Source organism: Nocardia aurantiaca (genome assembly GCF_009708175.1).
GTDB classification, from domain to species: domain Bacteria; phylum Actinomycetota; class Actinomycetes; order Mycobacteriales; family Mycobacteriaceae; genus Nocardia; species Nocardia aurantiaca.
Genome location: NZ_WMBB01000004.1, coordinates 13,899 through 24,958, shown reverse-complemented (window position 1 = coordinate 24,958; position 11,060 = coordinate 13,899). Strand labels below are relative to the sequence as shown.

At 68.1% G+C, this 11,060-nt stretch carries 11 protein-coding genes; 2 read left to right on the top strand and 9 right to left on the bottom strand.

What is annotated here, in order from left to right:
* Nucleotides 1–33: 33 nt before the first annotated feature.
* Together GLP40_RS08895 and GLP40_RS08890 are read right to left on the bottom strand one after the other, a co-directional pair.
* On the bottom strand, nt 34–441 hold the full coding sequence (locus tag GLP40_RS08895) for an AMP-binding protein (protein WP_154787409.1): 408 nt from the start codon (nt 439–441) through the stop codon (nt 34–36).
* A 147-nt stretch (nt 442–588) separates the two neighbouring features.
* Entirely contained in the window at nt 589–1,452 is an 864-nt protein-coding gene (locus tag GLP40_RS08890; RefSeq protein WP_154787408.1) for a helix-turn-helix domain-containing protein, read from the bottom strand.
* 179 nt (nt 1,453–1,631) lie between these two features.
* Here GLP40_RS08890 and GLP40_RS08885 point away from each other — a divergent pair, with 179 nt between their 5' ends.
* Nucleotides 1,632–2,075 carry a DUF4254 domain-containing protein gene (locus GLP40_RS08885; RefSeq protein WP_154787407.1) on the top strand — a complete coding sequence of 148 codons (444 nt, stop codon included), beginning with the start codon at nt 1,632–1,634 and terminating at the stop codon, nt 2,073–2,075.
* Between the two features lie 352 nt (nt 2,076–2,427).
* Nucleotides 2,428–2,790, top strand: a complete 363-nt coding sequence (locus GLP40_RS08880) for a hypothetical protein (protein ID WP_154787406.1) — start codon at nt 2,428–2,430, stop codon at nt 2,788–2,790.
* A 131-nt stretch (nt 2,791–2,921) separates the two neighbouring features.
* On the opposite strand, the gene GLP40_RS08875 is transcribed toward GLP40_RS08880, so the two are convergent.
* The 7 genes from GLP40_RS08875 to GLP40_RS08845 form a co-directional block, all read right to left on the bottom strand.
* The gene (locus GLP40_RS08875; protein ID WP_154787405.1) at nt 2,922–4,625 is read right to left on the bottom strand and encodes a phosphotransferase; all 1,704 of its coding nucleotides are present in this window, start codon (nt 4,623–4,625) and stop codon (nt 2,922–2,924) included.
* A gap of 189 nt (nt 4,626–4,814) precedes the next feature.
* Entirely contained in the window at nt 4,815–5,612 is a 798-nt protein-coding gene (locus tag GLP40_RS08870; RefSeq protein WP_328289896.1) for an ABC transporter permease, read from the bottom strand.
* Nucleotides 5,613–5,615: 3 nt separating this feature from the next.
* Nucleotides 5,616–6,509 (bottom strand): 2-aminoethylphosphonate ABC transporter permease subunit, encoded by an 894-nt coding sequence (locus GLP40_RS08865; RefSeq protein ID WP_154787404.1) that lies wholly within the window; start codon nt 6,507–6,509, stop codon nt 5,616–5,618.
* A 313-nt stretch (nt 6,510–6,822) separates the two neighbouring features.
* Nucleotides 6,823–8,010, bottom strand: coding sequence for an ABC transporter ATP-binding protein (locus GLP40_RS08860; RefSeq protein ID WP_154787403.1), 1,188 nt, complete (start codon nt 8,008–8,010; stop codon nt 6,823–6,825).
* A 28-nt stretch (nt 8,011–8,038) separates the two neighbouring features.
* Nucleotides 8,039–9,109 carry a 2-aminoethylphosphonate ABC transporter substrate-binding protein gene (locus GLP40_RS08855; protein ID WP_407671558.1) on the bottom strand — a complete coding sequence of 357 codons (1,071 nt, stop codon included), beginning with the start codon at nt 9,107–9,109 and terminating at the stop codon, nt 8,039–8,041.
* A gap of 81 nt (nt 9,110–9,190) precedes the next feature.
* The gene (locus GLP40_RS08850) at nt 9,191–9,877 is read right to left on the bottom strand and encodes a phosphonatase-like hydrolase (protein WP_154787402.1); all 687 of its coding nucleotides are present in this window, start codon (nt 9,875–9,877) and stop codon (nt 9,191–9,193) included.
* A 9-nt stretch (nt 9,878–9,886) separates the two neighbouring features.
* Nucleotides 9,887–11,002: a TIGR03364 family FAD-dependent oxidoreductase gene (locus GLP40_RS08845; RefSeq protein WP_154787401.1), complete on the bottom strand. Its 1,116-nt coding sequence runs from the start codon at nt 11,000–11,002 to the stop codon at nt 9,887–9,889.
* Nucleotides 11,003–11,060: the final 58 nt, after the last annotated feature.

Here is an 11,060-nt window from a genome sequence, read left to right as displayed (position 1 = left end):
GAGATATTCTGCGGGCTACGAGGATTCGGTGCGTCAGGCTGCCACCTGCCGCGCCGGATTCAGTTCCGCCTCGGTGAGCGGGGCGTCCGAGCCGGTGAGGTACTGCACCAGCGTCGACCGGTCGTCGAGCACCAGCCAGCGGTTCACATCGGTGACCAGCTCCTGGCCGGCCTTGGTGGTGATGCCGAAGTCGGCGCGGGCCACCGCGGTCTCGGTGGTGAGCGGTACCGGGATCGCGCCGGTCTTGATGATGGCCAGACGGGAGACCGCGGCCTCCAGCTGCGGGGTCTCCGCGATCACGATGTGGGCGCCGGGGTGGGCTCCGAGGCGCAGCAGCATCCGCGCCAAGCGGTTGCTCCAGCGATCCAGCTCGGCGTAGTTCAGCTCGCAGTCGGCGGTGGTCACCACGATGGCGGCGGGCGAATCGACCGGCTTGCACATCGAACATCATCCTCTCGGAGGGGCGCTTGCGGTGGCGTTCGGTATGTATCCACTGTCGCCGCCGCGCGCCGCGTCCGATAGCGACCTCAGTGCTGCCGGAATCCGCTCCGAGGGTGCGGTCGAACCCACCCTGGGGTGGGTGGAGGATCAGCCGCCGAGACCGTCCATGGTCTGGGAGATCATGCCGATGGAGTCCCGCGGGCTCAGGGCCATGGCCCTGAGCTGGTCGAACATGACGCCGTAGCGGCGCACCTCCGGGTGGCCCTCGATCAACTCGTCGCTGGCGATGCCCTCCACGTAGACCAGTTCCGGGTCGGCGGGGTCGGGGAAGTCCAGCAGGGTGAAGGAGCCCAGCATGCCCGGGTGCGCGCCGGCGTCGAAGGGCAGGATCTGCAGGATCACGTTGCGCTTCTCGGTGTGCTCGAGCAATTGGTCGAACTGCTGGCGCATCACCTCCGGTCCGCCCACCAGTCGGCGGATGACGGCCTCGTCCAGCACCACCCACAGCTCCAGTGGATCGTCCTTGGTGAGCACATTCGCCCGCTCCTGGCGAGCCCGGATGCGTTGCTCGATAACCTGATCCGAGATCTTGGGCATGGTGGTCTGGTAGACCGCGTTCGCGTACGCCTCGGTCTGTAGCAGGCCGGGGACATAGGTCGACTGGAAGAAGCGGGCGGACAGCGCCTCGGCCTCGAAGTTGATGTACGCACCGTAGACCTCCGACACGGCATCCTCGAAAGACCGTGCCATGCCGGGGCGGAGCGCATCCACCAGCAACTGCAAGGCATCTGAACGTTGCGGCTCGCCGATGCCGTAGAGGTCCAGCATGGCCGTCAGGGTGCGGCGCTGTGGCCTGGCCTGAGCGGTTTCGATGCGGTAGAGCGTGGTCACGTTGATGCCGGTCCTTGCGCTGACCACCTCTTTGCTGAGTTGCGCGTTCTCGCGCATCTCGTGCAGCATCGCGGCGAGCCGCCGCAAACGGACGGTAAGCACGGTGCGCTTGCCTGCCATGACAACCCTTTCGCCTTGGCGCACTTGCTAGAACGCAGTATTGCGTTCTTGCATTTGTAAGAGCATGATCCAGCTAGCCTATTCGTGAACAACCGATCTGATGACCGGTATAGCTGAATCCGGAGACCAATCATGTTGGTGCGATTAGTGATGCTTTCAGGTGCGTATAGGGAGTCGCGATGACCATGTCGATAGCCGGTGTCCTGCCGACCGCTCCGCAATTGCTCTGTGCGTTCCAGGGACGACGATTTCAAGATCGTGTATTACTGCGGTCGGCGCACGCTCTCGCCGAACTGCACGAACGTCGCGCCCAGGTAAGAGATCCCATGATGGTCGGTGAGATCGATTGCCGCCGCGGCGAACTCGTTGACGATATCAACGATTGGGTGGAACAGGAGTTGCCGCAACACCGCAACGGAGCCACGCTGCACACCGAGAGCCTGGGCGCGGTCGTGGACCGCATGGCCCGGAGCTGGGTGGAAGCCAATCAGGCGATCGACCATGAGGGCGCGGCCAGCGATAGCACCCATAAACACTGGTACCACCTGGCCGAACTGGTCGACGGCTACACTGATCTCGTAATCGACGTGGCCGGCGGCCGTCGCCGTTTACCAGAACAATGATTCCAAATGCATTGACACAATTGATGTATCGCTCTCGGATCGTTGATCGTCAGCGGTGACGTCAGCCGAGTAGTGCTATCGGACAATAGCTCGCTCGAACCGTCGGACGTCGCCCGCCCGAGACGGCGGGCGCAACGGGCCGCCCCGCCCGGCGTGCCGCGTGGTCGACTGGCGCGGCACGCCCGCCCTGCATGAGTGGCGGAGCGTCCCAAAACCATCCGCGCGGTTTCTTTATTGAGCTACGTTTCCTTACTGCCGTGTTTCGTTAACGCTGTGTTTTGTTCACAATGTGCCGAATTCGCAAAGTGCGGGTGTAATACGGCATTTCACAATGCGAGGGAGGGAGTTCGTCATGAACACGGGTGAGGCAACCGCCTCTGAGCTCTACCGACGTGCCCAGGAAGGCACTTTCCGCCTGGATGCCGGCACGGCTCGCGCCTGCGCGGCAGACTTCCTGCGGTTCGCAGACGCACTGGACCCGCAAATCGACCGCAGCCGCGATACCCACACCCTCACCGGCTTCGGCGATTTCGACTCCGCCCACCAACTCCGCCGTGGCTTCGAAACCAAAGGCCACCACCTCACCCGGGCTCTCACCACCCTCCAGCACTCCGCCCTCGACATGGCCGCCGCCTACCTCCTGGCGGCCGGCCTCATCCACGCCACCGACGAAGCCCACTCCCGCCTCCTCCTGGCCGCCACCGCCGGCCTCTGAGACTTCGGGTTTGTTGATCCCTCACCCGGAGAAGGTTGGGCCGGTATCCGCTCCCGGATACCGGCCCGACTGCTGTCGGCCGGGCCGCCGGCGATGCCCCGGCCGAAGCTCACCGATTGAATGGGTTGGGGTCAGCGGGTTTTCCAGTAGTTGTCGGGACCTACGAGCTGGAGGACGGTGCGGGCGGGGGCCTCGAGGTTGGGTTCGAGGGAGGCGTCGACCGCGAGGTTGATGTAGAGGGAATAGGACTCGTAGAGGTAGCGGTACTGCTGGCGGCCCCAGCTCGAATAGGTGGCGTTGAACATGGTGTCGAGGTTGGCCTGGCAGACGCTGGAACCGACGCCCTGGGTGGGGCACCAGACGTCCCAGGTCTGGTTCTGACCCTCGAGGCCGTGGTAGATGGTCTCGGCCTCGGAGTTGGAGGGGAAGGCGAAGACCTCGAGGGAGGTCAGGATCTTCTCCGACTGGTCGATGTAGACGCCGGTCATCATCTGCTGGCACTTGTTGGTCTGCAGAGCGGTCTTCACGTTCTGCGACATATTGCTGGCGATGCAGTCCTTGGCGCCGGAGGAGCGGCGGTTGAACACGACGCCCTTGGTGTCGGTGAAGGTCTGCGGCAGCAGCGCATCCGCGGTGAACGGCGTCTTGTCGGTGGCCTGCTGGTTGAGGGTGGTCTTGTCGAAGGTCGCGGTGGTCGTCGGCGGGGCGGTCGTGGTCGTGGTGGTGGTCGTGGACGTCCCGGACGCCGAGTTCTTGCTCGAGTCCTTGCCGGTGAGCACCACCGCGCCCACCGCGATGGCGATGACCAGCACCACGAGCAGCACGCCGAGGATCACCTTCAGCGCGGTATTGGACGAATCCGATTGCGGGCCGACGGGATACACCGCCGGCTGCTGCGGCGTGGACCAACCTGTCGGCGCCGCCGGGGCCGTGGCCGGTCCGAAGGCCACCGTCGGCGTGGCGGGCGCACTGGCCGGCCGCTGTGCCGCGAGCCGATCCAGCACCGCCAGCGCCTCCGGCACATAGTTCGCACCATCCGGCGTCAAATACACCGCCCGCAGCGCATCACTCCACTCCAACGCGGAAGGCCGTGCGTCCGGCCGGAATCCGCCATTGCCGAAGGCGCGGTCGAACAGCGTCCGCACCCGCGGATCGAGATCGGCGGGCACCCCGGACGGCCGCCACGGCGCACCGGGCGCCGCCGCGCCCCCGGCGTCCGGGAGCAGGGTCCGATACACCAGCACCGCCAGGTCGTACCGATCCTTGAACCGATCGTAGGCGGCGTCGACCGCCGTCAGCCCCGCGGTGTCGATGAGGTAGACCAGCGGCGCGGCCGCCTGCCACAGCACGTTCTTGGCCGACAGGTCCCCGTGCACCAGCTGCCGATCCTCGAGCACCCGCACGATGTCGCACACCCGAATGGCCAGTCCGGCACGGAAATACGACCCCGCCTGCCCCGGCGTGGCCCACAGCTGGTCCAGCGTGCGTGGCCGTCCGTCGGGTTGCAGATAGTCCATCGGGATCAGCGGCAGCACCGTCCCGGCGACCATCCCGTCGTGCATCACCAGGTCGATCGGCCAGTTCACGGCCTCCGCGGCATTGCCTGTGGCGCCGCCCGTCTCGGCGGCGACCACGGTCTGCCGCCCGAAAAGCATGACCTGCCGGGCTCGTTCGATGGCGTCGGGAGCCGTGACCGGCGTCCGATACTGCTTGTAGAGCCGCTGCTGCCCGCGCGGGTCCCGGCACAGATACTGCATCGACCGACTGCCCGCGGCGTAGAACGGTTCGCTGTCCACGTCATAGGACTCACCGGACAACCCTGCGACGACCACCATCGAACTTCCCCCGCCCGAGCAGAAACTCCAAGAAAGACAGAAACTTCAAAAAGGGCAACGACTCCAACAACGCGGCGAGCATACCGTTACCACTGTCCGTCACGCCCGCCCACGAGCGCAAGACACCGCTGACCGTCCCCTCATACGCGGTCAGCGGTGTGGTGCGGCGACCCGATGCTGACCCGGCAGTCAGCGCAGCGCCGCACGACCTTTCAAGCGGCCCAGGATGACCAGGGCGATGAGGGTGACCAGCACCAGCAGTGTGGTGCCGGCCGCGGCATCGAAGACCGCGCCGCGGTCGGTGGCCGCGAAAATGGCCACCGGCAGGGTTTTCCAGGTGGCGGGGTACACCATGATGGTCGCCCCCAGCTCACCCATGGACAGTGCGATGGCCAGACCGGCCGCCGCCCCCAGCGCGGGCAGCAGCAGCGGCAGCGTGATCCGGAACAGCACGCGCGCCGGCCCTGCCCCGAGCGATTCGGCGGCCTGCCGGTAGCCGGGGTCGAGCCGGTCCAGCGCCGCGCAGACCCCGCTGAACGCGTACGCCAGCACCAGCACCGTATGGGCCAGGATCACAATCCATTTGGTGCCGCCGAGCAGCAGCGGCCGGTCGTTGAAGGTGATGAGCACGCCCAGGCCGATCGCCACCGATGGCACCGCCACCGGCACGTGGAAGACCGCGTCGGTGACCCGCCGCGGCCACGCCGGGGCCTCTGCCGAGGCGAGCGCCGCCCAGGTGCCGAGCACCAGTGAGAGGAGCCCGGCCAGCAGCGCGGTCTGCAGGCTCACCGACAGGCTCGCGGCCTCGTCCCCCGACAACACCCGCGAGAAGTTGGCGAACCCGAGATCCGACGGCAGCGGCCCGGTCCAGTGTCCGGCCAGTCCCGCGGCCACCACGGTCGCGATGGGCGCGACGAATACGACGGTGACGATGATCCCGAACACGGCGAGCACCAGGGCCCGCCCGCGACGCGTCCACACCAGCACGGGTCAGCCCTCCTTGCGCGCATTGGTGAGGCGCGCGAACAGCAGTCGGTATCCGAGGTACAGGCCGAGCGAGAGCAGCACCTGCACCGAGGCCAGCACGGCGGCCCCCGGCAGATCGAAGGCGACGATGCCGCGTGTATAGATCAGCGCGGGCAGTGTGATCACGCCCTTGGCCCCGGTGAACAGCACGATGCCGAACTCGTTGAGCGTCAACAGCAGTGTGAGGCTGCCGCCCGCCGCCAGCGCGGGCCACGCCTCGGGCATGACCACCTGCCGCAGCACCCGCCACGGCGAGGCCCCCAGGCTCGACGCCACATCGAGTTGCTCGCGGGGCAGCTGCGCGAAGGCCGCCAGCAGCGGCCGCACCACGAACGGCGTGAAGAAGGTGATCTCGGCCAGGATCACGCTCCACGGCGTGCTGAGAAAGTTCAGCACCGGCTCCTTGTCACCGGTGATCTGGGTGATCAGCGCATTCACCGCGCCCGCCGTCCCGTATAGGAATGTGAAGGCGAGCGTCACAAGGAAAGACGGCACTGTCAGCACCGAGTCGATGAGCCGCCCCACCAGTTGCGAGCCGGGAAAAGGCACGAACGCCAGCACGATCGCGAGAAACGTGCCGAGCAGCAGACACCCGATCGTGGAGCTGACCGCGATGGTCACGGTGCGCCACAGCGCATTCCGGAACGATTCCTCGGCCAGCACCTTCGACCAGGTGCCGGCCCCTCGCCCGGACTTGGTCTTCGTCGACTCCGACAGCACCCGCATGATCGGGTACACCGCGATGAGCAGCACGACCAGCACCGGCGGCACTGTCCACAACACCGGCCGCCATGACCGCCGGGGCTGCCGCTCTTCGGGAGGCTGAGCCGCCGAGGGAGTTTCGAGCAGCGCGGTCATGACGCCCGCCCATCGCGGGCCGACGCCACGCCGTCGTACAGCTCGGCCCGGACATCCCCGCCGACCGGGCACCGCATGGTCGTCGGCCGCTGGTTCCCGCCCGGTGGGTCGAAGGTCCCACTTCCCATCCCGGCATGCTTGTGGTCGGGATTTATGGCGGTGTGGTGGCTTCCGGTCGCAAGCGCGCCGCGATGACGGAGAGGGCTGTCGGCCGGGCCCCGGAACAGCGGTGTAGTGCGAGCGAATTCATCCCCGACGCGCTGTAGAAGCACTGGCGCGGCGGGTCGTTCGGTCACGAGGGTGAGCCTGGGGATCATGCGCGCACCTCGGGTTCGCAAGCAGCGGCGGCGGTTCCGATGCCCGGCGGGATGAGCACACCCGCCGGATCGGGGAAGCGGACGCCGACATGGTCGCCGGGGGTGATCTCGGTGTGGCCCGGGACATCCGCGGTGATCTCGGCGCCGATGCCCGCCACGTCGAGGCGTAGGCGGGTCGAGGCGCCCTTCCAGACGTTGGCGATCACGGTGGCGCGCAGGGCATCTCGTTCGGTCAGCGGAACGATCTCGACGGTGTGGGGCCGGACGCACAATCGCGCATCGGCATTGGGCGCCCAGTCGGGGCGGCCGATACCCGGCGGCGGGGCGGCGGCGCGCAGGGTGTGCTCGCCGACGGTGACCAGTGCGGCCGTGCCGGAGACGTGTTCGACCTCGCACGCAAGCAGATTCGCGCCGCCCAGGAAGGAGGCGGTGAACTCCGTGGCGGGCTGTTGCCACAGATTGTGCGCGGTGTCGATGTCGACCAGCCGCGCGTCGCGCATCACCGCGATGCGGTCGGCCAGCGCCAGCGCTTCGGCCTGGTCGTGGGTGACGTACAGCATGGCCGTGCCCGGCAGTGCCTTTCGCAGCTGCTGGAGTTCACCGAGCATGTTCTGGCGCAGCTGGGCGTCCAGCGCCGCCAGGGGCTCATCCAGCAGCAGCACCTTGGGCCGGATGGCCAGCGCCCGCGCGATGGCGACCCGCTGCTGCTGTCCGCCGGACAGCTCACGCGGCAGCCGCGTGGCGTAGGCGCCCATACCGACCATTTCGAGGGCCTCGGACACCCGGGCCCCGATCTCGTTGCGCGGCACGCGGTGTGCCTTCAGTCCGAAGGCCACATTGTCGCGCACCCGCATGTGCGGGAACAGCGCGTAGGACTGGACGACCACCCCGATGCCGCGCTTGGCGGGGGAGAGGTCGGTGACGTCGCGGCCGGCCAGCCGCACCGCGCCCGAGGTGGGCCGGACGAATCCGGCCAGCGCCTTGAGCGCGGTGGACTTGCCGGACCCGCTGGGCCCGAGCAGCGCGACCGTCTCCCCGGCGGCGACCCGCAGGTTGAAATCGGCCAGTGCGACAATGGAATTCCGTCGGCCACGACCGTAGGTGACACCGACCCGGTCGAACACGATGGCGGGTTCGGCGGTGGCATCGGTGACCACCGCGGATGTCGTCGTCGGAGAGGACATGGTTGGCTGCTCCTGGGATGTGCGGTGTCTAGCTACCGGTGGCCTTCGAGTACGCCGCGACGTCGGCGTCCAGGCTGTCCAGCACGGTGGTCCAATCCGGGTGCAGGATCTCGACGTTCTTCACCACCGAGGACGGCGACACCGCGCCCGGCGTGGAGGCCGGCGCGTCCTTCAGGTCCTGGCGGGCCGGAACCGCGTAGGCGTCCGGCAGGGTCTTCTGCGCGTCGGCGGACAGCAGGAAGTCCATGAGCTTCTTGCCGGCGTCCGAGTGCGGTGCGCCCTTTGCCAAGCCCATCAGGTACGGCAGCGCCACGGTCTTGACCTTGCCGTCGGCGGTGGCCGGGAAGAAGACGGTGAACTTGGAACCCTTCTCCTTCACGGTGGCCAGGTTCATCTGCACGTCGCCGTTGGCGATCAGGATCTCGCCCTTGTCGACCTTGGCCTGCAGCTTGCCGGTGGAGGAGGACGGGCCGACATTGTTGGCCTGCAGCTTGGTCAGGTAGTCCAGCGCGCCCTGCTTGCCCATGAGCTGCTGCAGCAGGATCAGCACCGCGGTGCCGTCACCGGCCTGGCCGGGCGTGGAGTACTGGATCTTGCCCTTGTACTCGGACTTGAGCAGGTCGTCCCAGGTCAGCTTGGCCGAGTCGACCGAGGGGTTGGCGATGAAGCAGAGGTAGTTGCCCGCCAGGGTGACCCACTTGCCGCCCGCGTCCTTGTCGGCCGCGGCGACGGCGGCGGTGTCGACGCCGGAGGCCTGCAGCAGACCGGACCTGTCGGCCTTCTGCATGAACGGCGGCAGCGTGACGACCACGTCGGCCTGCGGGTTGGATTGTTCCTTCTCGACGCGGCTGACGACCTCGCCGGACCCAGCCTCGACCAGGTTGACCGAGATGCCGGTCTGGTCCTTGAACTTCGCGAACTGGGTCTTGTACCAGTCGCCGACGCCGTCGGCGGAGTAAACGGTGACCGTCTTGCCGTCGTTCGAGTCGCTGCCGGTGCCGCCGCAGGCGGTGAGGCTGAGGGCGACCGCGGTGGCGGAGGTCAGGATCAGGGCGGTGCGGGCGATGGTGCGTGCGAGGCGGTTGTTCGGATTACGCACGGTGACTGCAACTTTCAGTTCAGGGGACGTGACGGCTCGTAGGAACAGGGGGTACTCCGCCGCCCAGGGCGGCGGAATTCTCTAGTCGCGCTCGGCCAGCAGCAGCTGCGCGAACTCGGCCACGGAGGCAACCACGTGGGTCGCGCCCGCGGCCCGCAGCCGCTGCTCGTCGTGCGCGCCGGTGAGCGTGCCCGCGACGATGCGCGCCCCCGCGGCCAGGCCGGTGGCGATATCACTGGTCGTATCGCCCAGCACCGCGACGCGATCCACGGCCGTGGCCTCGAGCCGCAGCAGCGCGGTGAGCACCATGTCGGGGTAGGGTCGGCCGCGTCCGGCATCGGATGGAGCCAGGGTCAGGTCCGCGATCTCGTTCCAGCCCAGGGCGTTCAGCAGCCTGTCCTGGGTCTCCCGGCTGAATCCGGTGGTCAGCGCCACCTTGATGCCCGCTTCCCGCAGGGCCGAAATGGCCTCGGCGGCACCGGGAATCGGGCTCACCCCGGCGTCGGCGAATTCGGCGTAGGCGGCCTCGAAGGCGCGATTGGCGAGCTGGGCGCGGTCCTCGTCGCCGAGCAGAGTGCGGAAGCACCAGATCTTGGACTGGCCCATGGTGTTCTGCACGAACGTCCGGGCCGCGTCGCGCTCCGGGCCCTCGGCGGGCACGCCCGCGGCGGTGATGGCCGTCTCGAAGGCGCGCTCGACGAGGCCGTCATCGGCGACGGTGGTTCCCGCCATGTCGAGCACGGCGAGTTCGATCTGCTGGTCGGACATGGTGATTCCTCAGAGGTTCAGAAGGTCGGCGGTCTCTTCGCCCAGCGCCGGGCCCAGCGTCATGCCGCGCCCGCCGGGCCCGGTGACGACCCAGACGCCGTCGGATGCCTGCACGCGGGTGACGATGGTGCCCGGATCGATGGACTGGCTGTACACGCCCGCCCAGCGCCGCACGATCGGCGGCAGCTTGCGGCCCAGCAGCCGCTCCATCACCCCGGTGAGGTGCTCGTAGGGAGCCTCGTCCACGTCGAAGGTGAACGGTTCGTCGTATTCGTGGGTGTCGCCGATGGTGAGTCCGCCGTGCAGGCGCTGCACGGCCAGCAGCTGCATCTTGTGCTGGGCGGCCGTGAACGGCTGTGCCTCTTCACGATTCAGGCGGTCCAGCTCCGGGCCCGCGAAGGCGGGGTAGTAGCGGAAGCTGTCGCCGTCGGCGATGGCGGTGGTGAGCGGCTCGCCCAGGGGAGCGGTCTGCATCATCTGCAGCCGCACCCGGCGCACCGGAATGTCGCCCACCAGTTCGCGGGTCAGGCCGGTGTGCGCGGCGCCCGGGCAGACCAGCACCAGCTCGCCCGTGTGGCGGCGGCCGCGGTCGTCGATCACGGTGGTGCCGGTGACGGTGCGCGCCTCGGTGCCGGCGAAGAAGGTGTAGCGGTCGCTGGCCTCCAGGTAGCGGCGCAGCGCGGGCAGCGCCTGCCGCGATTCCACCGCCGCGTCGGTCGAGCAGTGCAGGCCCGCGAGGAATGTGCCGCGCAACGCGGGGTTCAGCGCCCGCACCCGCTCCGCATCGAGCAGTTCGAAGCCACGCTCGGCGGCCGAGGGGTGGGCGGCGGCGGCCTCTGCCACGGCGAGCTCGTGCTCCGAGCGGACCAGGGTGATGGAACCGGCCGGCCGGAAGCCGACGCCGGGCACCTTGCCGCCGATCTCCTCCCAGAGTTGCCGCGAGCGCAGGGTGAGCGCCAATTCGCCTGCGCTGCGGCCCGATACCCACACCAGACCGAAATTGCGCACGGTCGCGCCGCGCGCCTCGACCTCGCGCTCCAGGTGGACGACCTCATGGCCGCGCCCGACGGCGGCGAGAGCGTGGGCGGTACCGAGGATTCCTCCGCCGATGATGACCAATCGCATGGGGATCATCGTGAGCAATGGTCTAGACCTACGAGTGTTTCGTGTGGAAACGATAGGT